The organism is Maribacter sp. UBA3344 (genome assembly GCF_002362375.1).
Lineage (GTDB): Bacteria > Bacteroidota > Bacteroidia > Flavobacteriales > Flavobacteriaceae > Maribacter > Maribacter dokdonensis.
This window is the reverse complement of sequence record NZ_DERI01000030.1, coordinates 99,552-123,000: the sequence shown is the minus strand read 5'-3', so window position 1 is coordinate 123,000 and position 23,449 is coordinate 99,552. Positions and strand designations below refer to the sequence as shown.

Sequence of the window (23,449 nt, the reverse complement as noted above, 5' to 3'; positions counted from 1 at the left end):
AAAAAAATGCGAGAACCTAGTTAGGTTCTCGCATTATAAAATTTATACTTTACGGTTGTAACCTAGATTACACCTTGAGCCAACATAGCATCGGCCACTTTTACGAAACCAGCAATATTGGCTCCTTTTACGTAGTTACAGAAACCATCTTCCTCTTTACCGAATTCAATACAAGAATCATGAATATCTTCCATAATATCCTTCAAACGCTCATCTACCTCTTCACGAGTCCAGCTTATTCTTAATGAATTCTGAGACATTTCTAAACCAGACGTTGCAACACCACCAGCGTTTGATGCTTTACCAGGTGCAAACAAAATTTTTGCATTGTTGAATTCATGAACCGCATCTGCATTACAAGGCATATTAGCACCTTCCGCAACACATATACAACCATTCTTTAATAGGTTTTTTGCATCTTGCTGATCCAACTCGTTCTGAGTTGCACATGGCAAGGCAATATCACATTTTACGTTCCAAGGCGTTTCGCCGGCAAAAAATTCTGCAGAAGCATATTTATCTGCATATTCAGATATACGACCTCTTCTATTATTCTTTAGATCCATTACAAAAGCAAGCTTTTCGTCGTTAAGACCATCTTTATCATAGATATATCCGCTAGAATCTGAAAGGGTCACCACTTTTGCACCTAGAAGAATTGCTTTCTCCGCTGCATACTGAGCAACATTTCCTGAACCTGAAATTACCACAGTCTTACCATCAAAGCTTTCATTTTTGGTCTTCAACATACTTTGAGCAAAGTACACGGTACCATACCCTGTAGCTTCTGGTCTAATTTTAGAACCACCCCAAGAAAGACCTTTACCCGTTAAAACTCCAGTAAACTCATTACGTATCTTTTTGTACATACCAAAAAGGAAACCAATTTCACGTGCACCCACGCCTATATCACCGGCAGGTACATCTGTATTTGGACCAATATGACGATTTAATTCTAACATGAAGGCATGGCAAAAACGCATTACTTCATCATCAGATTTTCCTTTAGGGTCAAAATCAGATCCTCCTTTACCACCGCCCATTGGCAGGGTTGTAAGGCTATTTTTAAACACTTGCTCAAAAGCCAAGAATTTGAGAATACTAGCATTTACCGTTGGATGAAAACGTAAACCACCTTTATATGGTCCAATAGCAGAATTCATTTGAATTCTATATCCACGGTTTACATGTATCTCACCATCATCATCTACCCATGCAACCCTAAACGAAACCAAACGCTCCGGCTCAACCATTCTTAAAAGAATGTTCTTACCATTATAAATTTCGTGCTTTGCAATATATGGTATTACTGTTTCTGCAACTTCTTGAACTGCTTGAATGAATTCTGGTTCGTGACCATTTCTGGCAATAACCTCATCCATAAATGCTTTAATTTTATTTTCCATAAAGCTATTTGAACTAATTTAAATTATTGATTTCAAAATATAACGGCAAAATTATGCTATTTGTGTAATTTGATTGCTTATTTTTTTAAAATTCGATAAAATTTGTTGTTTTAGCAACAAACTACCTCAACTTACTGCATTTAATTTAACATTTAGGCCATTATGCTATCGCTTGATCTAAATCTGCAATTAAATCATCAACATCTTCTATACCAACGCTTAATCTTATCAAAGCATCTACGATGCCACTCTTTAGTCGTTCTTCTTTCGGAATACTTGCATGGGTCATACTCGCAGGGTGACCAACCAAACTTTCAACACCACCTAACGATTCGGCCAATGTGAATACCCGTAACCTTTCCACGATCTTTATTGCCTCTTCATAACTACCGCCTTTAGGCACAAAAGAAATCATTCCCCCAAAATCATTCATTTGTTCTTTTGCGATCTTATAATTGGGATGATGTTCAAAACCTGGCCAATATACTTTCTCAATTTTTGCATTATTGTACAAGAACTCGGCAATTGCTTTTCCGTTTTCACAATGACGCTGCATACGCACATGCAAAGTCTTAATTCCCCTTAACACCAAAAAACTATCCATTGGCCCGCAAACCGCTCCACTGGCATTTTGTATAAAGTACAATCTATCCGCTAATTCTTGGTCCTTAACCACCAACGCTCCTACAACCGTATCGCTATGTCCCCCCAAATATTTGGTTGCCGAATGCATTACGATATCTGCCCCCAGTTCTAACGGTTTTTGTAAATACGGGGTCGCAAAGGTATTGTCTACCGCCAACAGAATATCCTTATCAATGGTATAAGATGCTATAGCCTTAATATCGATAATATTCATCATTGGGTTTGTAGGCGTCTCTACCCAAATCAATTTTGTCCTCGAGTTGATTTTTTCTTGAACGGCATTTGCCCCCTGCATACCTACGAAATGGAAAACTATTCCGAATTTTTCAAATATCCGCTTAAAAATCCTATATGATCCTCCATAAAGGTCGTTTGTAGAAATTACTTCATCACCAGGTTGTAACAACTTTATAACTGCATCTATCGCTGCCAATCCGCTGCCAAATGCCATACCATGAGTACCCCCTTCAATACTTGCCAATGAATTTTCTAAAGCCGTTCTTGTAGGGTTTGCACTTCGTGAATACTCATACCCCTTATGCCCTCCAGGTGTAGTTTGCGCATAAGTTGAGGTTTGATATATTGGAGGCATTACCGCTCCATAACCTGGATCGGGTTTTTGACCACCATGTATGGTCTTGGTGTTAAATTTTAAGTCTTTGGAGGCCATAGTAAAGTATTTACCATACAAATGTATCGTTATCTTTTGGGGAATACAATGATGGTGTATTTTTACATATAATCTAACTTTTACATGAAATCTACGCTTTCGTTCCTGCTTTTTGGTCTGCTACTTATTGCCTGTAACAATAAAAACCATCTACCCTTTGAACCCTATACCGTTTTTACCGATTCTTGCGAGAATTGCACTAAAGTCAAGATAGAAATACCACATGCGACAGCGAACACAAAACTTAGCAAAACTATTAATGCTGCTTTGGAAGGTGAAATTATAGCCCTATTAAATTTTGATGAAGAGAGCGATGCAACAAATTTAATTGAAGCAAAAAATGCTTTCTTGAAAGATTATGAGGAGTTAAGCAACAAGTTTTTGGAAGAATCAATCCCATGGGAAGCAACAATTGAAGGTGCCATCTCTTTTGAGAATGACACGCTTATTACCATTAATCTTATTTCTTATATCTATACCGGTGGGGCACATGGCTATGGCACCAACAGATTTTTGAATTTCAACAAACTGGAAGGTGCGGAATTATATCAAGAAAATCTATTTCATAACTTAGATAAATTCACCCATTTTGCAGAATCGCTCTTTCGTAAACAAGAAAATATCCCAATGGAAGGTTCCATAAACAGTACGGGGTTTATGTTCGAAACTGAACAATTTTACCTGCCTACGAATATAGGATATACAGAAGACGGACTGTTACTGTTTTACGAACCTTACGAAATAGCTTCTTTTGCCGACGGACCAATAACCTTGTTGATTCCATTTAGCAAGGCAACTCCATATTTAAAATACCCCAAGTAACCCTAGGCCAAATGTTTTAACAACAATGATATTTGCCCTATATGTAGCCCTTCATGAAATAAATTAAAAGCTATGGCATCATCAACATTTTTCAGTGTCACCCTTGCACTCGTGGTATACTCTTTAAAAGTTTTAAATAGCTCAGTATTGTAATCTTCTATGAGCCATTCTGCCGTAGATATCAAAAAATCCGCAATCATCATCATCTCTTCATCAGAAGCTGTGCCATCGGGCACTGTACCTTTCATGAACTTATCCACTAAATTATCTGGCACGCGCATTTGAAGTCCACTGAACTTATAAATCAGAATCTGTTGAGTAATCACGGTATGGGCTATATTCCAATACACATTATTATTAAATCCTTTCGGAATTTTTAATAATTTATCTTTTGATGTTTTTGTCAATATCGCATGTAAGTTTCTACGATTCTGCAACATTACCTGAAAAATATTCTCTGTCATCATTTCACATTTAATACCCAGTAAAAATAGCACAATTAATGTTATTTGGGTTTCTTTGTAGTACCAAAGCCTTTATTGAAAACAATATTAAATACTGCTTACCAGTAAGCCTCGCATTAAAATGAAAAAAATATATCACTTAAGCACTTGTTCTACTTGCCAACGCATTATTAAAGACCTACAACCCCTTGTTGATTTTGAACTGCAGGATATAAAAACCCAGCCTATAACTAATGACCAATTAGAGCAAATGCACAGCTTATCAAACAGCTACGAAGCATTATTTAGCAAAAGAGCGGTATTATACCGTGAGAGAAATTTAAAAGAACAAGAGCTCTCAGAAGATGACTTTAAAAGTCTAATACTAGAACAATATACTTTTCTAAAAAGACCTGTAATCATTGTAGACGACCAAATTTTTATTGGTAACAGTAAAAAAGTGGTTGAAGCCGCTAAAAAGGCAATACATTCGTGAACAAGCGATTACTAGCTATACTTGCAGCCATTGGTGCCACCACTATTTATGGTGTAAACCACACCATCGCCAAAGGGGTTATGCCCCATTTTGTACAACCTTTTGGTTTTATTATTTTAAGAGTTTTAGGTGCTGCCATTTTATTTTGGCTGATTTCTCCATTAGGACCAAAAGAACGTATTGATCCAAAAGATTATGTACGCATGCTCATCTGTGCACTATTGGGCATGGCAATGAATATGTTAGTATTTTTTAAAGGGCTATCACTTTCTACCCCAATTAATAGTGCAGTTTTAATTACAACAACCCCAATTATAGTTTTAATATTATCCGCCATTATTTTAAAGGAAAAAATATCTGCCAGAAAAATTATTGGCATTGTAATAGGATTGCTGGGTGCCTTAGGGCTAATCTTATTTGGAACCGAAACTAGACAAGATGCGCCTAATATTCCATTAGGCAATTTTTTGATTTTTCTAAACTCTATGTTTTATGGCTCTTATCTTGTATTGGTAAAAGTGCTTATTAGTAAATATCACCCATTTACCTTTATGAAGTGGCTCTTCTCATTAGGGGTACTAATATGTCTACCGTTCGGTTTTGAAGAATTTATGGATATTTCGTGGAGCACACTGCCTTTTGAAGCATATTTTGGTATTGGCTTCGTTATTTTAGGAACTACCTTTTGTACGTATCTATTTAACATATTTGCCCTAACGCAATTAAAGGCATCAACCTTAAGTGCCTTTGTATACGTACAACCTTTGGTGGGTATAGCTTATGCGGTACTTACTGGACAAGATACTATTACTACCGTAAAAATTGTTGCCGCATGTTTTGTACTGCTTGGAGTTTATCTATCCAGTAAAAAACCAAAAAAACAACAACTTCAAGAACATTAAAGGTGTGACCTCTTACTGTTTTCTAGATGAACGGCTATACTCCTTACCGCTTTTTCCTCATCTCGTTGATGCATGGCAGATACTATGTCCAAATGTTCTTGCATAATTGTTTTTAGAGGTCTATTTAACCCCACTAAATCCATAAAAGGTAAAATTTTTGCAGATTTAAACAATTCATACAATGTTCTATTTCCACAATTCCTGGCAATAAACTCATGAAAATATCTGTCAATTTTATAAAAGACATATGCATTTTGTGGTCCTTTTTCAAAGGGGACCAATAAATTTCTTAAATCGTCGATTTTTGATTGAGAAGCATTTTGAGTAAAAAGCTTAACGGTCATTGTTTCAATTGCCATTCGACAATCGAACATTTCCGCAATTTCCTGTTCAGACAATTCTCTTACAGTAAGACCATTATCTAAACTACCCACCAACAAACTTTCTTGTCGTAACTGCAACAATACTACCGGTATGGTATCGTCTTTAATATTTAATGTATGAGATAACCTATGCTCGGTTATTAATTGACCGGGAACCAATTTTTTGGTCACGATCAATTTTTTTACCCTCCCGTATGTTTCTTGAAATATTTCTTCTGGTAGGCTAACCATAAAGTAAATACATAATTATTGGTTCGTTAAAAACTACAGCTTTTTGGGGGGAACTCAACTGTAATTGTTTCGGTCAACTAAAAATAAACTATTTAAGCTTGAAAATTCTATAAATTTTTAGGAATTTTCATGAACTTTCTAGAGTCTTCTTTTGTAAGCACTTTGAAATGCTCTCCTTTTTCTATTTCACTGAATTTATTTAATAATTCTTCTGTCAACCCAGTCAGTTTTCGGGTTTTTAAATCTATCCAAGCACCCATCATCTCACACCTTGCAATATTCTCTCCTTTATGATTATAGAAGTTATGATGAAATTCAAAGAACTTACCATCTTCGCTTAAACCCATAATTTCTAATGAAACCTTTATAGGCTTACCAGGAAATGCCTCTTTAAAATAATATACATGTTCATAAAAAACTACTGGTCCTATTTCATGAATTGCCATTGTTTTATGATCAAAGCCTTGTTCAATTAAAAAAGCCATACGGGTATGACTCATGAAATTAATATATGCCGAGTTTGCTAAATGCCTATTTGCATCTACATCACTCCATCTTATTTCAAAATCTTTAAAGTACATATTTATAATTTTTTGCTATGCATGCATAATACTTCATAAAAATAACATAGTTTTGAAACCTAAGAAACAAAGAACACCGTTTTTTATAGTTATTTTTAAATAACGTTCTAAAACACATCGATATGGCTGATAAACCTGGTTTTATAAAAGAATTGTCACTTCCTGCTGTTGCAGCACCAATGTTTTTAATTTCTGGTCCACAACTGGTTATTGAATGTTGTAAAAATGGAATTGTTGGTACTTTTCCTGCCTTGAACCAAAGAACCAGTGAAGGGTTTGAAGAATGGTTAGTAGAAATTAAGTCTGCATTAAAAACCTATGAGGAAGAAACCGGAAAAAAAGCTGCTCCTTTTGGAGTTAACCTAATAGTACACCCAACAAACCCAAGATTAGAAGCTGACATTAAATTGTGCGTAAAACATAAAGTACCATTGATTATCACTTCTCTAGGTGCTGTTTCACAAGTTGTAGACGCCATTCATAGTTACGGCGGTTTAGTTTTTCATGATGTCATAAAAAAACGACATGCCCAGAAAGCTGCCGAAGCAGGTGTAGATGGGTTGATTCTTGTAGCTGCTGGTGCCGGTGGACATGCTGGTACGTTGAATCCAATGCCATTTGTTGCTGAAATAAAAAAATTCTTTAATAAAACCATTCTTCTTTCGGGCTGTATAAGTACTGGTAGAGACATAGCTTCTGCTTTACAAATGGGTGCGGACCTAGCCTATATGGGAACCCGTTTTATCAACACTACCGAAAGTAAAGCAACTCCAGAATATCGTAAAATGATTATTGATGCCGGTGCAAGCGATGTAGTCTACACTGCATCTATTTCTGGTGTACATGCCAATTTTTTAGCAGCGAGTTTAAAAGCTGCAGGTATTACCGAAGAAGACCTTAAAAAAGATGTAAAAATCGATTTTGGCAAAGAGCTAGATACCGAAGCGAAAGCATGGAAAACCATTTGGTCCGCAGGTCAAGGCTCTGCCCTTATAGAGGATTCTTCATCTGTTGCAGAATTGGTTAGCAACCTTAAAACTGAATTTAAAGATGCTATTGAAGAGCAGATAAAGGTTCTAGAAACATACCCAAAGTAAAACCTAAAAATGCCCTTAGTACACTCTTCATATAACCCGCCATTATTTTTTAAAAATGGGCATATTTCAACTATTTATGCAGGGTTAATTAGAAAAGTTAATGATTTAGAGCAAATACGAATTCGTATTGATTTGCCCGATACAGATTTTTTAGATTTAGATTGGAGCTATGCTTCAACACCTTCAAAAAAACTGGTCATTATTATTCATGGATTAGAAGGAAGCTCAAAAAGGGCCTATATAAAAGGTAGCGCAAAGATATTGTCTAAAGCTGGTTATGATGTTTGCGCTATAAACCTAAGAGGCTGTAGCGGTGCAACCAATAAACTCTACCGCTCATATCATTCTGGCGCTACAGATGATTTACGATCGGTGATAACACATATTACTCAATTAGATGAATATCACAGCATTTATCTACATGGTTTTAGTTTAGGAGGTAACCTTCTTCTTAAATATTTGGGGGAAAAAAGAGATGTCCCTAACACTATAAAAGGTGCCGTTGCTATATCTGTGCCCTGCCAATTGGCAGATTCCCTAGAGCAATTACTGCAGTTTAAAAATGCAATATACGCCAAAAGGTTTAAGGGAAACCTTATACAAAAACTGAAGATAAAACAGCAATTGTTTCCTGATCACATTTCAGATACCGATATTGAAAATATAAAAACCCTTAAAGATTTTGATGATATCTACACCAGTAGAGCACATGGTTTTAAAGATGCCTTGGACTACTACACACAAAGTAGCAGCTTACAGTTTCTAAAATATATAAAAGTGCCTACACTAATCATCAATGCCTTAAACGATTCTTTTCTTGGTAAAGATTGTTATCCCATAAATACTGCTAAAAACAACAAGAATATATTTCTAGAAATGCCCAAATATGGTGGGCATGTGGGTTTTTATGGAAAAAACAACTTTACATACTCAGAAAAACGCACTTTAGAATTCTTGGATAGCATCACCTAATATTTTACTTGTACTCACAATAAATATCATAAGTCTATAATAAATTGTTATCCTGTTACATTTATTGATTAAAAACAAGCATACATCTACTCTAAAAAGGTACTGAGACACGTAAAAATTCATATATTAGTCGCTCAATTTACAGACAACACTTAAAATTTAGTAAACGTATGCGCAAATTATTCACTTTATTAGTTCTTGGCTCCATGATAATGAGTTGTGGTGAAAAGAAGGAAGAGAAAAAAGAAGGTTTTGAAATGAACAGGACCAAAAAAGAAACTAAAAAAGAAACAGCAACTGAAGGTGTGCCTGTTGATTTAGATAATAAAGGTGTTGGTCCTATAACCAGTGTTACTTTTGACGATGCTGTTAATGAAGATATGGCTGCTGCCGGTAAAGAAAAATTTCAAGCTATCTGTACTGCTTGCCATATGGCAGAACAACGTATGATCGGACCTGCGTTAAAAGGGGTTTACGAGCGTAGAAGTCCTGAGTGGGTTATGAACATGATCATCAATCCAGATAAAATGTTAAAAGAAGACCCTATTGCCAAAGCATTATTGAAAGAATACAATAATGCCATAATGCTAAATCAGAATTTAAACGAAGAAGAGGCTCGTAATATAGCAGAATACTTACGTACGTTATAAAAAACGCCAACCTTAATATACCGAAAGCCCTTTCATAGTTTTGAAAGGGCTTTCTTTTTTAAAATACGTTAGAACATAATACATGTAGGTTTTACCATCTAATTACGACCAATTAGATGTAGTAAAAATTAAAAGACCTATGAAAAACGATAAAATAAAAATAGATATAGTTTCTGATGTAGCCTGCCCTTGGTGTTATGTAGGTAAGAAGCGATTAGAAAGTGCAATTAAACAATGGGATGGTACCGAAATTGAAGTAGAATGGCATCCTTTTCAGTTAGACCCCAGTATACCAAAAGAAGGTCTGGATAGAGATACCTATCTCACCAATAAATTTGGAAGTTTAGACGGACCCATGGAAATGACCAAACGCTTAGAAGAAAGTGGTAAAGCAGAAGGTATTAATTTTAACTTTGGAAAAGAGTGGTTAGCAGTTAACACCTTACCATTACATCAGCTTTTACATGTAGCAGGAGAAGAAGGGTTTAAAGATGCTTTAAAAGAACGGTTCATGAGAGCTTACTTTGACGAGAATCTTCATTTGAACGATGTTGACGTTCTTAGCAATATTATGGCAGAATATGATTGGACTGCAGAAAAAACAAATCGTATTATAAATGATGACTCTATTGCTTATGCGGTAAAACAAGAAATAGCTCACTACCAACAACGTGGTGTAAACAGTGTTCCTTTTTTTATTATCAACGATAAATATGGCATTAGCGGAGCTCAACCCCCAGAAGCATTTTTAGAAGCCTTTAAACAAATTGCTCCTCTAAAAATCATAGCTAACGGTGATAGTTGCGACCCTACTACCGGAATTTGCTAATTTAAAACAGTATTTAATTATTAAAACTTAAAGATATGAAAGCATCATTTTCTGATATCATTGGTGGGGAAACTCCAGTATTAGTAGACTTTTTTGCAGACTGGTGCGGACCATGTAAAACTCTTGCCCCTATTCTTAAAGATGTGAAAGAAGATTTGGGTGACGATATTAAGGTCGTAAAGATCGATGTAGATAAAAATCAGACCTTAGCATCTAAATATCAAGTAAGAGGTGTGCCAACCATGATCCTATTTAAAAACGGCAAACAGGTATGGAGACAATCTGGAGTTATACCAAAGAATGATTTATTGCAAATAATAAAATCTAATTAATAGAATTTTAAACATACGGGACTGGGCAAATCAACCTGGCTTACAAAAGTTAGGGTTCCATTTTTTTCATCTCTACTAAAAACAACAATATTGTTGCTTCGTTGATTTGCCACCAGTACATATTTACCAGAAGGATCTAAAACAAAATTTCTAGGCCAATCTCCTTTTACAGGTTCCCTACCTACTAACTTTAGTTTACCCGTAGTTTCATTTACTTGAAATATAACTACGGTGTTCTCACCTCTGTTTGTACCATACAGATATTTACCATCGGGTGATAAATGAATATCCGCACAATAACTTTCCCCTTTAAAAGTAGCATCAACAGTATTATATGTGTCCAATTCAACGAATTGCCCTGAAACATCTTTAAAAACAGTTATCGTTGAATTCAACTCATTGATGACATAAAGAAAATTTCCATTTTTGGACGTTACAAAATGCCTTGGACCAGCACCTTCGGCAACGACTAATTCTTCTTGTTCGCTAGAAACAAATTTTTCTTCTGTTTCGCTATATATCCTGATCTTATCAAGACCTAAATCAGTTACTACCAACTCATCATTTAAGAACATTGCCATGTGAGCATGTGCCGTTTTGGTCGAATCTAAAATTTTATGATCTATTATTTGAGGACCGTTCCTTAAATCACCATTTTCCAATGTATTATATACCGCCACATTGCCTCCTGTGTAATTTGCAACGGCAACGATTTTTCCAGTTGTATCTACACCAATATAACACGGGTTGGCACCATAAGTAGATTGCTCGCTAACCTTAATTAGTGTAGTATCTTTTATACTAAAGGTGGTAATTGAACCTTCATCTTTTTTATAATCGTCTACCTCGCTAACTGCGTATAAGGAATTTCTATCTGGTGAAAACGCTATATAAGAAGGATTCTTAATTTTCGCTGTTAATGATTTGTTCGTCAATTCACCTGTATCAGTATTTAAATTGAATGTATAAATACCTTCACTTCCATTATCTGTATATGTTCCCACAAAAAGAACTTCTTCATTTTCTGATTCTTCCATCTTACAACTGTTTACCACAATCAAACCTAATACGCCCAACAAAAATCCGATACTATATTTCATAAACTTAAATTAAATGGCCAAAAGGCAAGATACTGTATAAATTTTGCCAAAAATATAAAAGAATTGTAAAATCATTAAGATTTATTCAGTTATATGTAACAAAAATCGAATTTTATCTACATATAAGAAAGAGAAGACAATGGGGTACAGCGGACAACCTATGAAGGTAATAAAGGCAAATAGAGCATTACTTAAAAAAAGTAGAAGCTTTAGAGAATTGAGTAAAGATTATGTAAACCATGCCCAAGCAACAAAATTACATTTTAAAGAACTCACTGATATTGAGCGTAAAATTGTACGAGATAAAATTAGAGCGCAAGCAAAAAAAGATAGCATACAAGAAATAGGAATCTACCTGATTTCTTTTGCTATCGTTTTGGGTACTTTTTATGCCATATTCTATTATGGGTAGACCAGTAACTTAAATCACGATTTCTACAAACCCCATAATTTAAAAGGGTTTTGGGTTTCCGGATCCTTATCCTTTTTCTTAGCCAGAGGTTTATCAACCATTACTTTATACGTAGGATCTTCCATTACATTTACGTCTATAATATCATCTGCATTTGCTAATAAGCGAATACAGTCCTTACTCAAATGGCGCAATAAAACTTTCTTACCTACTTGGGCGTAACGTTCTGTAATTTTGTTCAATGCCTCTATACCACTCATATCAGAAACACGACTTTCCTTAAAATCTATAATAATATGGTCTGGATCACCTTGAACATCAAATTTTTCATTGAAAAGGGTTGTAGAGCCAAAGAATAACGGACCATAAATTTCATAATGTTTTACTCCGTTTTCATCTATGTGTTTTCTAGCCCTAATTCTTTTGGCACTTTCCCAAGCGAATACCAGTGCAGAAATAATAACACCTATTAATACCGCTAATGCTAAATTGTGCAAAAATACCGTAATCAAAGTAACCAATATCATTACAAAAATATCTGATTTAGGCATTCTTCTCAATGCTTTAAAACTTGCCCATTCAAACGTACCCACTGAAACCATTACCATAACCCCAACCAATGCAGCTATTGGTACAAGTTCTATTACTGGCGCCCCAAAAAGTATGATCAACAATATAGTCAACGAAGCAATTATACCAGACAACCTTGCCCTAGAACCTGCAGATAGGTTAACCAATGTTTGCGCTATCATTGGACAACCACCCATTCCACCAAAGAAACCGTTTAATATATTGGCACCACCTTGCGCAACACATTCTCTGTTACTATTGCCTTTTGTACCGGTAATTTCATCTACCAAGTTTAAAGTTAGCAGCCCTTCGGTTAAACCAACTGCAGCCATTATTAACCCATAAGGCAAAATAATTTTGAAATCCTCAAACGTAAATGGAATTTGCGGTATGTGAAAAGTAGGTAATGTTCCACTAAGCGACTTTAGTTCTTCTCCTGGTAATGTATCTTGATTAATGATATCAACTACCTGCTTGGTATCAATATTGAAAAAATATACTATTAAAAACACAACAATAATTCCAATTAAAGATGCCGGTACCGCCTTTGTAAGCTTTGGAACAAAAACAATTATTGCAATTGTAAATAACACCAAACCTAACATGGTATACATTGCAGGTCCCGTAAGCCAAACCGCAGCATCGCCCACACCTACTTTAAATTGATCCATCTGGGCCATAAAAATAATGATGGCCAAACCATTAACAAACCCGAACATTACAGGCTGTGGCACTAGACGAATAAATTTACCGAGCTTTAAAAAGCCAATTATCATTTGAATAACACCTGCCAAAGCAACCGCCCCAAAAACATATTCTAGTCCGTGGGAATTCATTAAGGCCATAAGTACTACCACAGTTGCACCCGCGCCACCAGAAATTAGTCCGGGTCTTCCTCCAAAAATAGATGTGACCAAGCCCATAATAAATGCCCCGTACAAACCTACCAAGGGAGAAAATCCTGCAAGAATTGCAAACATCAATGACTCAGGAATCATTGTCATTGCAACCGTTAATCCTGCTAAGATTTCATTTTTATAATCTACCTTCTGTTTAAAATCGAATATATTAAGGTACTTCTGCATGCTCTATCATTTAAAGGGCGCAAAAATAAGCCATATTTACCGGCCTCGCCACTAACAAGCTAATTATTACCAAATTATCTGTTTACCAGTCTTTTAATCCTAAAAGCTTCTCTCCCAATGGCGATAATTTTGCAGTTTCATATTTAGTCTGCTCCCATTTTCTTGGGTCACCAGGAAATGCAAAGCCTTCTGGCGCTACCCTATTTTTCCAAGAGTTTATTCTCCAATTCTTAAGAGCCTGATTTTCTGGCTCAGCGGGCATCATTGAAATGTACTGCGCTATTCTAACTTTATCTTTAGATTTATTGGGTCGTATACCATGAGGTTCTGTACTATTGAAAATCAAAAGATCGCCCGCTTTCATTTTTACTTTTACAATTTTATCTTCCAATCCTTTTAAACTGGGTTGAAATCGATCTCGGTCATTGGGCTGGGTCAGTTTCCATGAATCATAATTTCTATATAGCCAGGGTATACACTGAAAACCACCCATATTCTCATCTTCTTGATCTGCAAGGGCCAAAACACCCTGAACATTCTGGGGCTTTGTTTCTGGATCATAATCCCAATGAATAAATCCCTTTTTATCTACATCTTCCGGCAATGGAAAATTCAAATTTGCACGATCAATGGTTACCCATAATTTTTCTGTTCCCCAAACGTCTACAAAGGCATCATAGACCTTTTGTGTTTGCCTATTGTTCCACAGATGTTGATGATTGTATACCTCAACCATACCTGTACCTGTTAGCTCTTTCATTTGCATTTCTGCCCTTGGAGCTGCATACCATGTAGATTTGTCATTGGGATCTTTCTCATCGAACTCCCAAAGAAAACCTGCAGTAGCCTTAGCCTGATCCAACGGAACTGCATTTTTAACTACCACATAGCCGTTCTCTTTCCAAAATTTCCAATCATCTTCACTGAGTACACGAAGCGGCTTTCCATTGGTACGATCATTTAGTTTCTGTTTACTACTAGTTGCCGTAGACGGATTTCCTGGAATATCTACGTGAGCTTTGTTGCCTTGCTCTACATTATTTTTTGTCTGTTTCATCTTATAAAATTTAAGTCGTTATACCATAACAAAGCTATTGAGCCTTAGCAACTTAAACCACCGTAATATTGACCTAAATTTGAACAATATTGATTTTGATGGACTTGACACCTTGTATATTGCGCAATTTTGTTACATTTAATTATGAAAGTTGAATTAGAAACCATTGAACCCGCAACAAAAAGTCCGTTCCGTTTGTTGCACGACCCTAAACTGAGTCATCTCTTTTATTGGCACTTTCACCCTGAATATGAAATCGTTTATATTGAAGGGGCAAACGGTACAAGACATGTGGGCGATCATATTTCCGAGTATGAAGAAAACGATCTTGTTCTCATTGGTTCCAATATACCACATTTGAATTTTGACTATGGTGTAAAAACCACTTATAGAGAAGAGGTTTTACACATAAAACCTTCTTTTAAAAACACCTATGTAGACCCAATACCAGAATTACAAAGCCTGAATAGATTACTAGACTTATCAAGATATGGCATTGCCTTTCATGGAAATACAAAAAAAGAAGTAGGGGAAATGCTTAAAGAACTGCACACCCTTAAACCATTTGAATATTTTATGGCCATTATGGCTATTCTTAAAAGACTTTCCCAAAGCAACGAGTTTCAACTACTACATAAGAAACCTTATAAAAATAGATACAGTAAAAAGGAACAAAGTAGAATTCGTGACATTTATGCATTGATCGATGAGCGCTACCAAGGAAAAATCTCTGTAGACGAAGTTGCCAAATTCTGCAACCTGACCAAACCGGCTTTTTGTCGTTACTTTAAAAAAGCCACAGGTAGTACATTTATTGAGTTTTTAAATCAATATCGAATTAGCCAGTCTAAAAGAATGCTTTTAACAGGCAAAAACGTAAGTGAAACCTGTTTTGAATGTGGGTTTGAAAGCTTGTCCTATTTCAATAGAACTTTTAAGAAAGTAACAGGAGAAAATCCGTCGGCATTTAAAAAAAGATTGCAGACCCATTAAATGAAGTAGTATTCTATTGTATTGAGTATACTATAGGACCATTGAGTTGCTACCTTTAGGTGTAAACCCTAAAACCAACATAATGGAAATTTTTGACCCACTTTCAATAAAAACAGTAATTCAAATATGCGTTGCAGCACTGTTTGTTTACGTATACATAATGTTTATTACCCGAGTTACCGGTAAAAGAACATTTGCAAAAATGACCAGTTTTGATTTTGCTGTGACCATAGCTATGGGATCCATACTTGCAGATGCCGTAAACAAACCGGTAGACAATCTAATGCCAGCTTTAGTTTCCTTAGCCTTATTGGCTGGTCTACAAGCTTTGTTCGCTAAATTATTGTCATCTTCTGATGCTGCGCAACAATTTATTACAAACACCCCTATTTTGCTTATGGAAAATGGCACCATATTAAAAGACAACCTTAAAAAGGCATTGGTAAGTGAAGCTGATTTAATGGGTAAATTAAGAGAGGCCAATGTGCTACAATTATCTCAAGTAAAGGCTGTTGTTTTTGAAACTACCGGTGATATTTCTGTACTGCATTCCAACGACCCTATAACCATTGATTCCATCATTATGGGAGATGTGAAATCTCAAGCATAAAAAAATGCCCTCTTCTAATTGAATTGGGCATTCTTAAGACAATCAACCTAAAAACTATTTTGCTTTCTTCCTTTCAACATTCATTGTTGGGTTAGAAGATTTACTTCTTTTTTTACTTTCATCGTATCCTTTACCGGACTTTAAGTATTCTATATATCCCCTGCCCCTAAACTCATAGGTTGTTCCACTATCTGGGTGATATAATTCTATAGTGCTGTCGTTTATGACATATAGTTCAAAGTAATCATCACCAAAAAAATCATAATCCAAGGTCAGCGTTTTTAAAGAGTTATCTCCTTGAACGTTATATACCTGATAATCTCCCTCAAAATCCCACTGCAGATTAGAAATACTTGTATTGGGCGTATCTAATGAAGATCTAAAGAAATTAGGTAGAAATTGCAGGTAATTTTCTTCATCAAAATCATTTAACGCGCCTGTTTCACTTGTATAAATTTTTTCCCACGCATCATACTCCTGCAAAAAGTAATTGATGTTATCGTAGAATACCATGTCATAATCAAAATTGTTGATCTGATATCCTTTTAAATAGTATGAAGTATCAGTACCGGCATCATACAGCTCAATGGTATTATTGTTAACGGCATACACTTCTAAAAACCAAGACCCATCAATATCATGGTCAATATCTACCGTACCTCTAAGAGTACCATACGATCCTACGTCTATACCATAACCACCACCGGTCTTACCTATACCTACTATATTATTGTTAGCGTAAAAGACTCCTCTATCAAAAGAAACCGTAAATGCCCTTTGTAAAAAAGGAATTTCACCATTGCCTCGTGTAGCATTGATATCTACATACCAAAGGTCATAGCTCTGTAATACTTGATCGGTATTAAAGGCAGATTCCTCAATGAAATCATCTTCAATAATTACCTCTGTATAACAAGAAACCAACATGGTGGCCAAAAGAAAATATCCTGTAAGTAGTTTTATCGTTTTCATATGATTTCATTTAATTGATTATTTACCTAGAAACAATCTCCATGCCAAATTTTACATAAGACTGATACTAAGCTTATACCAAACATGCAATTTATTGGTAAATTTGCAGTATGAACAATGATGTAAAGTTTGCGGTTTTAGGCGGTGGAAGTTGGGCTACGGCGATTGTTAAAATGTTGACCAACAACCAAGATAGGGTAGGTTGGTATATGAGAAATGATGAAGCTATTGAGCATATTAAATCTCAAAAACACAATCCTAACTACCTTACTTCTGTAGAGTTTAGACCAGAGCAATTAGTATTGACTAGCGACATAAATGAGATTGTAAAATATGCAGATGTTCTAATTTTTGCTATTCCTTCTGCTTTTTTAGTGGGTGAATTAGAAAAGCTGAACAGTTCATTACAGGAAAAAATCATTTTTTCGGCCATAAAAGGTATTGTTCCAGAATCTGGATTGATCGTTGGCGAACATTTTCATGAAGTTTTTGATATACCATTTGAAAACATTGGAGTAATTACAGGTCCTTGCCATGCCGAAGAAGTTGCTATGGAGCGACTTTCCTATTTGACCATTGCCTGTGCTGATACGGAAAAGGCAGAACTGGTTGCCAACAATTTAGCTTGTTCATACATAAAAACCAGTATCAGTAAAGATATTATTGGTACAGAATATGCCGCAATGCTAAAGAATATTTACGCCATTGCTGCGGGTATTGCCCATGGTCTGGGATATGGAGATAATTTTCAAAGTGTATTGATGAGCAATGCAATTCGTGAGATGAAGCGATACACTAAACGCATTCATAACCTAGATCGTAACATTAATAAATCTGCCTATTTAGGCGATTTATTAGTTACTGGGTACTCTATTTTTAGCCGAAACAGGATGTTCGGTAATATGATAGGTAAAGGGTACACCGTAAAAAGCGCACAGATGGAAATGAGTATGATCGCTGAAGGCTACTACGCAGCAAAAAGTGCTTATAACATTAAAGAAAACTTCAGTAAAAAGGTTAAAACACCTATTATAGATGCTGTTTATAAAGTTCTCTATGAAAATAAAAACCCTAAAAAGGTTTTTCTAGATTTAACAGAGAAATTAGACTAACCTCGCTCCAAAGAGAAATCTGAATGCTCTTTTAATTCTTCCTCTAAAGTAATTCTCCAACCTTGAACTATATCATTAGATACCCCAAATTTATTCTGGAATTCTTTTAAGATAGGTTCCATTAGGGTTCTAATGCTTTCAATATCAAAATACAGTCTACCCGTTCTTCTTATGAAAAAGTCCATTGGGGTTTGTACCATTTCATAATCTATACCAAATGCTACTTCTGCCTTTGCCAACCTTACATAGGGATCAGCTTCTACAATGGTTGCATACAGTTCTAATATTTTCTCTGTCTGCTTACCATAATTGGTTACCAAAAACCAGGCATCATGTTTTGAAAAGCCTTCATTTTTAATGTTGTCGTAAACCTCGCTTATGTATTTTTTTACATGTTTGAATTTTTTGAAATCCACATTACCACACAAAAATATCTTCTCTGTATAACATTCTTTCAGTTCGGTATCGTATTCTTCTTCCATTTTCTTGGCAATGCGATCTACAACTCTTTCTGCCATTTTACGATAACCGGTCAACTTACCCCCCGCAATACTGATCAAGCCTGTATCTGAAACAAAAATTTCATCTTTTCTAGACAATTCTGATGCAGATTTTCCTTCTTCATGAATTAACGGTCGTAAACCTGCCCAAGAAGAAACGATATCATCTAATTCCAGATTTATATCCGGGAACATATTGTTAACGGCAGATATTAAATAAATAGCGTCTGCAATATCTGTTCTTACGCGGTCCTTATTATCATTATAGTTGGTATCTGTTGTACCTACATAAGTAACTTTACCTCTTGGTATTGCGAACATCATTCTACCATCAGGTATATCAAAATAAACCGATTGCTTCACCGGCAATTTTTCATATGGAAAAACCAAATGTACCCCTTTGGTCAAATGAAGCTGTTTTCCTTTTTTAGAATTATTAAGACTTCTTAGCTCATCTACCCACGGTCCGGCAGCGCTAATTACATACTTAGATTTAATGGTAAACTCCTTACCCGTAGTTTCATCTGTAACTTTTACCCCAGCAACCTTTTCATTGTCATAAAGAAAGTCGTTTACCTTGGCATAGTTCAAGGCCTGTGCACCAAAAAGTAAACTAGTTTTTATGTTTTCTATAGTCAAACGGGCATCATCTGTTCTATATTCCGCATAATAACCCGCCCCGTTCAGTATCTTTTTTGGCAATAAAGGCTCTAATTTCATTGCTTCTTTTTTCTCGAGCATTTTTCGTTTATCGTCACCAGATACCTGTGCCAGTATATCATAAACCTTAAGCCCTATTGACGTTAACCATTTACCGTAGGACCCATTTTCAATTAAAGGTAACAACATCTTTTCGGGCAGAACCAAATGTGGAGCCAGTTTGTGCACAATAGCACGTTCTGAACCTACTTCTTTCACCAACCAAAAATCGAATTGTTTTAAGTAACGGAGTCCGCCATGTATTAATTTGGTGGATTTGCTACTTGTACCCGAAGCAAAATCTCCTTTCTCAAGCAGCACTACCTTTAATCCACGCGAGGCAGCATCTAACGCAATACCACCACCAGTGATACCACCACCAATAACTACCAAATCAAATTCCTCCGATTCTAGATTACCTATTGTTTTTTGGCGTTCTAAATTTGTGAATTTTATATTTTCCATCGGTAGTTTCTATTTAAATTAATATGCTTGTGCTTGTTCCATATTGCAGACAAAAGCCAGTACAAAAAATCAAAGATAGCGTGACCCTTATGCTATTTTATGCTCTAAAGAATTAATTAATTGTAAATTCAATGTGTATTTACTCTTCGTCTTCCCAACCTTTTGAGCGTTCTACCGCTTTTTGCCATTTCTTATATAGGCGCTTTCTTTTTACACGGTCAAAAGTTGGGGTAAATATTTTGTTCATTGGTCTACTCTCATCAATATCTGACTGTTGCCAGAACCCGACCTCTATGCCCGCTAAAAATGCCGCACCCATTGCGGTAGATTCAATAATCTCTGGTCTATGCACCTCTGAATCCAAGATATCGGCTTGAAATTGCATTAAATGGTCGTTAGCACATGCACCCCCATCTACCCTTAAGTTCTTAAGTTGAATACCAGAATCATCTTCCATAGCCTTTAAAATATCCTTTGTTTGATATGCAAGTGCCTCTAGTGTTGCTTTCGCCAAATGAGCTTTACCGGTATCACGCGTTAAACCGAATACTGCTCCCCTTGCATACATATCCCAATAGGGCGCCCCAAGACCTGCAAACGCCGGCACCACATAAACCGGGTTTTCACCTTCAATGGAGTTGGCCAGTTCTTCTGTTTCCTTAGCGTGGTCTATCAACTCTAGACCATCTCGCAACCATTGTATTGCGGCACCTGCAATAAAAATACTTCCTTCTAGTGCATAGTGTACCTTACCATTTAAACCGTAAGCTATAGTGGCCAGCAATCCGTTTTTAGAAAACTGTGGCTTTTCTCCCGTATTCATTAGCATAAAACAACCTGTACCGTAGGTATTTTTAGCTGAACCTTTTTTAAAACAAGCCTGACCAAAAAGCGCTGCCTGTTGATCTCCCGCTATTCCTGCAATAGGTATTTTAACACCATCAATTTCATAATTACCAAAATGAGCAGAAGATGGTTTTACTTCTGGAAGCATGGTTTTGGGTATATCTAACACCTTTAGCATTTTGTCATCCCATTTTAAATTTACGATATCGTAAATCATAGTTCGTGATGCGTTGGTATAGTCCGTTACGTGATTATGTTCTTTGGTCATGTTCCAAACCAACCAGGTATCAATGGTGCCCATTAACAAATCTCCTGCCTGTGCTTTCTTTTTTGCTCCCTCAACATTATCCAAAATCCACTTTACCTTGGTGCCAGAGAAATAGGAATCTATAACCAGACCAGTAGTCTTCTTTACATGCTCCGTAAGACCGGATTTTTTAAGATGTTCGCAAATATCAGCTGTACGTTTATCTTGCCAAACAATGGCATTATAAATAGGTTCTCCGGTATTTTTATCCCAAACCACAGTAGTTTCCCTTTGGTTGGTAATACCAATGCCCATAATTTCTGAAGGCTTTACTTCTTTTTCAAGAAGCTCTTTTAAAACCATCATTTGAGAATCTAAAATCTCTTTTGGATCATGCTCTACCCAACCCGATTTTGGAAAAATTTGTTTGAATTCTTTTTGAACCATTCCTTGAATAGTTCCATCATGGTCTACCAATAAAGCTCTTGAGCTAGTGGTACCTTGATCTAATGATATTATAAATTGCCTTGACATGTGCTATAGTTATTTCTTTAAATATAGCAGATTTAATACCCAATTCAAACATCAAAAATCTAATGGACCAAGTATATTTCTATTCAAGATAATTTCTCTACCTATACATTTTAGGCAGCTCTTTTTTCCGAACAGTTATTCAATGTAATTACTTTATAAATTCTTTTTCCAGGAAGTAAGAGACAATTGCTTCTTTCATGAGCACCGTTTGCTCACCCGCTTTTAGAGAAGGTAGTTCCTCTAATACATTATAATGTGGCCAGCCATCTTCATCAAAAAAGCTAAACTCATAAAAACCGTAAGGCTCCAACAATCTGCAAATTGCTATGTGCATAAGGTCTAGTTTATCATCTTTCTTGTATTTTCTATGATATTGGCCCAATTCTTGAACACCCACCAAGTAGATGATAGCATCCAATTCTAACGGATCTCCATCAGAAAACTTTTCAGATAGTTTCTCTACTAAATAATCCCAACGTTCTTTTAACTGTATATCCCTTGCCATATCAACCTGCTATCTACTATAATCTAGACCTTGCAAAGGTACAAATCAAAGTTCTATATTTGTCAAAACACTATACGAATGGGACTTTTGGATATTTTACTTGGATTACCGCTCATTTGGGGTCTGTGGAAAGGATATAATAACGGACTATTCATGGAAATTGCTTCTATAGTAGCCTTGGTAGCCGGTATTTTTGGCGCTATTCACTTTTCATATATAACAGGCAACTATCTATCTAACCATTTAGATTGGAATGAACGTAATATGAGTATTATAGCTTTTATAATTACGTTGATCCTTATCATTATAGTAGTGAACCTAGCCGGAAAATTATTGACCAAAGTCGCCAATTTTGCTATGTTAGGGTGGTTGAATAAAATAGCCGGTGGAATTTTTGGCACCTTAAAAGTAGCTATTCTATTAGGGGCCGCATTTATCTTTTTTGATCGTATGGATACCTCCTTGAACCTACTTACAGATGAAACCAAGAAAGAGTCTATACTTTACCAACCCATTAAAGATATAGGTGCGTTAATATTTGATACTGTTCTTAAGACAGAAGTAATGCCAGAAGAGTCTAGCGAAGAATCGATGACAATCTAAATTTGATCGTTCAATAATCTTACATATTGTGCACTTTGTCGAATAAGTAATATTGTTCCTCCCCTGTGTTCAATTTTTATATAATATTACGTTATCGATAACCCAAATCGAAAATAGAGAACTTAGAACATTCTCACCTTCTTACCTACTTCGCTACGCCGAGAGGCTAATTAAAAGACACTTATATGAAAATGAGATTGCTTAATGCGGTCACTGTCTTTTTATTACTTTTTCTTGGTTCTTGTACTAGCGATTCTCTTGAAGAAACGCCTGTATTGGAAGCTGAAAATGTTTTAACTATAGAGCAGGACCTACTGGATATTGTCAACACACATAGACTTAGTCTCAACACTAATACTTTGCGGTTTAGCGATGTAGCATATAAATATGCAAACCTGCATACAGATTACATGATTTCTAAAGGTAGCATTAGCCATGACAATTTTAGCTCTCGCGCTTCAAACATAGATTCTGAGATATCTGTTGAAATGGTGGCTGAGAATGTTGCCAAAGATTATGATACCGCACAAGAAGCTTTTGAAGGTTGGTATATAAGTAGTAGCCATAAAAAAACCATGGAAGGAGATTTTACCCATACCGCCATTAGTGTCAAAAAAGATGATTTCGGCAATTACTACTTTACACAACTTTTCTACAAGCAGTAATAATTTTTTTCAACT

26 protein-coding genes are annotated in these 23,449 nt (G+C 35.8%); 14 read left to right on the top strand and 12 right to left on the bottom strand.

Features of this window, described 5'->3' with window-relative positions; all coding sequences use genetic code 11:
• Positions 1-62: 62 nt before the first annotated feature.
• Together gdhA and B2Z27_RS18570 are read right to left on the bottom strand one after the other, a co-directional pair.
• Positions 63-1,406, bottom strand: a complete 1,344-nt coding sequence (gdhA, locus tag B2Z27_RS18575; RefSeq protein WP_091608353.1) for an NADP-specific glutamate dehydrogenase — start codon at positions 1,404-1,406, stop codon at positions 63-65.
• A 160-nt stretch (positions 1,407-1,566) separates the two neighbouring features.
• On the bottom strand, positions 1,567-2,721 hold the full coding sequence (locus B2Z27_RS18570; RefSeq protein ID WP_286814790.1) for a cystathionine gamma-synthase: 1,155 nt from the start codon (positions 2,719-2,721) through the stop codon (positions 1,567-1,569).
• An 84-nt stretch (positions 2,722-2,805) separates the two neighbouring features.
• On the opposite strand from B2Z27_RS18570, the gene B2Z27_RS18565 reads away from it, so the two are divergent.
• On the top strand, positions 2,806-3,543 hold the full coding sequence (locus B2Z27_RS18565) for a DUF3298 and DUF4163 domain-containing protein (protein WP_286814789.1): 738 nt from the start codon (positions 2,806-2,808) through the stop codon (positions 3,541-3,543).
• A 2-nt stretch (positions 3,544-3,545) separates the two neighbouring features.
• Here B2Z27_RS18565 and B2Z27_RS18560 read toward each other — a convergent pair whose 3' ends face one another.
• Complete coding sequence (locus B2Z27_RS18560; protein WP_232231342.1) at positions 3,546-4,010, bottom strand: DinB family protein; 465 nt, start codon at positions 4,008-4,010, stop codon at positions 3,546-3,548.
• Positions 4,011-4,128: 118 nt separating this feature from the next.
• Here B2Z27_RS18560 and B2Z27_RS18555 point away from each other — a divergent pair, with 118 nt between their 5' ends.
• Positions 4,129-4,482, top strand: a complete 354-nt coding sequence (locus tag B2Z27_RS18555; RefSeq protein WP_058104805.1) for an arsenate reductase family protein — start codon at positions 4,129-4,131, stop codon at positions 4,480-4,482.
• Positions 4,479-5,384 (top strand): DMT family transporter, encoded by a 906-nt coding sequence (locus tag B2Z27_RS18550; protein ID WP_210708897.1) that lies wholly within the window; start codon positions 4,479-4,481, stop codon positions 5,382-5,384. The genes B2Z27_RS18555 and B2Z27_RS18550 overlap by 4 nt, the downstream gene beginning before the upstream one ends.
• Here B2Z27_RS18550 and B2Z27_RS18545 read toward each other — a convergent pair.
• Positions 5,381-5,938 (bottom strand): GntR family transcriptional regulator, encoded by a 558-nt coding sequence (locus tag B2Z27_RS18545; RefSeq protein WP_167342563.1) that lies wholly within the window; start codon positions 5,936-5,938, stop codon positions 5,381-5,383. The genes B2Z27_RS18550 and B2Z27_RS18545 overlap by 4 nt on opposite strands.
• A 167-nt stretch (positions 5,939-6,105) precedes the next feature.
• Entirely contained in the window at positions 6,106-6,579 is a 474-nt protein-coding gene (locus B2Z27_RS18540) for an acyl-CoA thioesterase (protein WP_058104802.1), read from the bottom strand.
• A 122-nt stretch (positions 6,580-6,701) separates the two neighbouring features.
• On the opposite strand from B2Z27_RS18540, the gene B2Z27_RS18535 reads away from it, so the two are divergent.
• From B2Z27_RS18535 to trxA, 5 genes are all read left to right on the top strand, one after another.
• A complete protein-coding gene (locus B2Z27_RS18535; RefSeq protein WP_071340610.1) occupies positions 6,702-7,676 on the top strand; it encodes an NAD(P)H-dependent flavin oxidoreductase in 975 nt (324 codons plus the stop codon).
• Positions 7,677-7,685: 9 nt separating this feature from the next.
• Positions 7,686-8,648: a YheT family hydrolase gene (locus B2Z27_RS18530; protein WP_286814788.1), complete on the top strand. Its 963-nt coding sequence runs from the start codon at positions 7,686-7,688 to the stop codon at positions 8,646-8,648.
• A 170-nt stretch (positions 8,649-8,818) separates the two neighbouring features.
• A complete protein-coding gene (locus B2Z27_RS18525; RefSeq protein ID WP_058104799.1) occupies positions 8,819-9,298 on the top strand; it encodes a c-type cytochrome in 480 nt (159 codons plus the stop codon).
• A 139-nt stretch (positions 9,299-9,437) separates the two neighbouring features.
• Entirely contained in the window at positions 9,438-10,127 is a 690-nt protein-coding gene (locus B2Z27_RS18520; protein WP_074670479.1) for a DsbA family oxidoreductase, read from the top strand.
• Positions 10,128-10,162: 35 nt separating this feature from the next.
• Positions 10,163-10,459: a thioredoxin gene (gene trxA / locus B2Z27_RS18515; protein ID WP_074670481.1), complete on the top strand. Its 297-nt coding sequence runs from the start codon at positions 10,163-10,165 to the stop codon at positions 10,457-10,459.
• On the opposite strand, the gene B2Z27_RS18510 is transcribed toward trxA, so the two are convergent.
• Positions 10,456-11,559, bottom strand: a complete 1,104-nt coding sequence (locus B2Z27_RS18510) for a lactonase family protein (RefSeq protein WP_286814787.1) — start codon at positions 11,557-11,559, stop codon at positions 10,456-10,458. The two genes, trxA and B2Z27_RS18510, sit on opposite strands and share 4 nt — an antisense overlap.
• Before the next feature lie 160 nt (positions 11,560-11,719).
• Between B2Z27_RS18510 and B2Z27_RS18505 the strand changes: the two genes are divergently transcribed.
• Complete coding sequence (locus B2Z27_RS18505) at positions 11,720-11,971, top strand: hypothetical protein (protein WP_286814786.1); 252 nt, start codon at positions 11,720-11,722, stop codon at positions 11,969-11,971.
• A gap of 23 nt (positions 11,972-11,994) precedes the next feature.
• On the opposite strand, the gene B2Z27_RS18500 is transcribed toward B2Z27_RS18505, so the two are convergent.
• Together B2Z27_RS18500 and B2Z27_RS18495 are read right to left on the bottom strand one after the other, a co-directional pair.
• Entirely contained in the window at positions 11,995-13,626 is a 1,632-nt protein-coding gene (locus B2Z27_RS18500; protein WP_232231345.1) for a SulP family inorganic anion transporter, read from the bottom strand.
• A gap of 82 nt (positions 13,627-13,708) precedes the next feature.
• On the bottom strand, positions 13,709-14,683 hold the full coding sequence (locus B2Z27_RS18495) for a phytanoyl-CoA dioxygenase family protein (protein WP_286814785.1): 975 nt from the start codon (positions 14,681-14,683) through the stop codon (positions 13,709-13,711).
• A gap of 144 nt (positions 14,684-14,827) precedes the next feature.
• Between B2Z27_RS18495 and B2Z27_RS18490 the strand changes: the two genes are divergently transcribed.
• Positions 14,828-15,676, top strand: a complete 849-nt coding sequence (locus tag B2Z27_RS18490; RefSeq protein ID WP_058104793.1) for a helix-turn-helix domain-containing protein — start codon at positions 14,828-14,830, stop codon at positions 15,674-15,676.
• Between the two features lie 82 nt (positions 15,677-15,758).
• Complete coding sequence (locus B2Z27_RS18485) at positions 15,759-16,286, top strand: DUF421 domain-containing protein (protein ID WP_286814784.1); 528 nt, start codon at positions 15,759-15,761, stop codon at positions 16,284-16,286.
• A gap of 54 nt (positions 16,287-16,340) precedes the next feature.
• Here the strand turns inward: B2Z27_RS18485 and B2Z27_RS18480 are convergent, their stop codons facing one another.
• Positions 16,341-17,258 (bottom strand): hypothetical protein, encoded by a 918-nt coding sequence (locus B2Z27_RS18480; protein ID WP_058104792.1) that lies wholly within the window; start codon positions 17,256-17,258, stop codon positions 16,341-16,343.
• Positions 17,259-17,368: 110 nt separating this feature from the next.
• Here B2Z27_RS18480 and B2Z27_RS18475 point away from each other — a divergent pair, with 110 nt between their 5' ends.
• Complete coding sequence (locus B2Z27_RS18475) at positions 17,369-18,370, top strand: NAD(P)H-dependent glycerol-3-phosphate dehydrogenase (protein WP_286814783.1); 1,002 nt, start codon at positions 17,369-17,371, stop codon at positions 18,368-18,370.
• Here B2Z27_RS18475 and B2Z27_RS18470 read toward each other — a convergent pair.
• The 3 genes from B2Z27_RS18470 to B2Z27_RS18460 form a co-directional block, all read right to left on the bottom strand.
• A complete protein-coding gene (locus tag B2Z27_RS18470; RefSeq protein ID WP_286814782.1) occupies positions 18,367-20,034 on the bottom strand; it encodes a glycerol-3-phosphate dehydrogenase/oxidase in 1,668 nt (555 codons plus the stop codon). The two genes, B2Z27_RS18475 and B2Z27_RS18470, sit on opposite strands and share 4 nt — an antisense overlap.
• A gap of 139 nt (positions 20,035-20,173) precedes the next feature.
• Positions 20,174-21,661, bottom strand: a complete 1,488-nt coding sequence (glpK, locus tag B2Z27_RS18465) for a glycerol kinase GlpK (protein WP_286814781.1) — start codon at positions 21,659-21,661, stop codon at positions 20,174-20,176.
• A 148-nt stretch (positions 21,662-21,809) separates the two neighbouring features.
• Positions 21,810-22,166, bottom strand: a complete 357-nt coding sequence (locus B2Z27_RS18460; RefSeq protein WP_058104788.1) for a hypothetical protein — start codon at positions 22,164-22,166, stop codon at positions 21,810-21,812.
• 78 nt (positions 22,167-22,244) lie between these two features.
• Between B2Z27_RS18460 and B2Z27_RS18455 the strand changes: the two genes are divergently transcribed.
• Complete coding sequence (locus B2Z27_RS18455; protein WP_286814779.1) at positions 22,245-22,769, top strand: CvpA family protein; 525 nt, start codon at positions 22,245-22,247, stop codon at positions 22,767-22,769.
• Between the two features lie 185 nt (positions 22,770-22,954).
• Positions 22,955-23,434, top strand: coding sequence for a CAP domain-containing protein (locus B2Z27_RS18450; RefSeq protein ID WP_286814778.1), 480 nt, complete (start codon positions 22,955-22,957; stop codon positions 23,432-23,434).
• Positions 23,435-23,449: the final 15 nt, after the last annotated feature.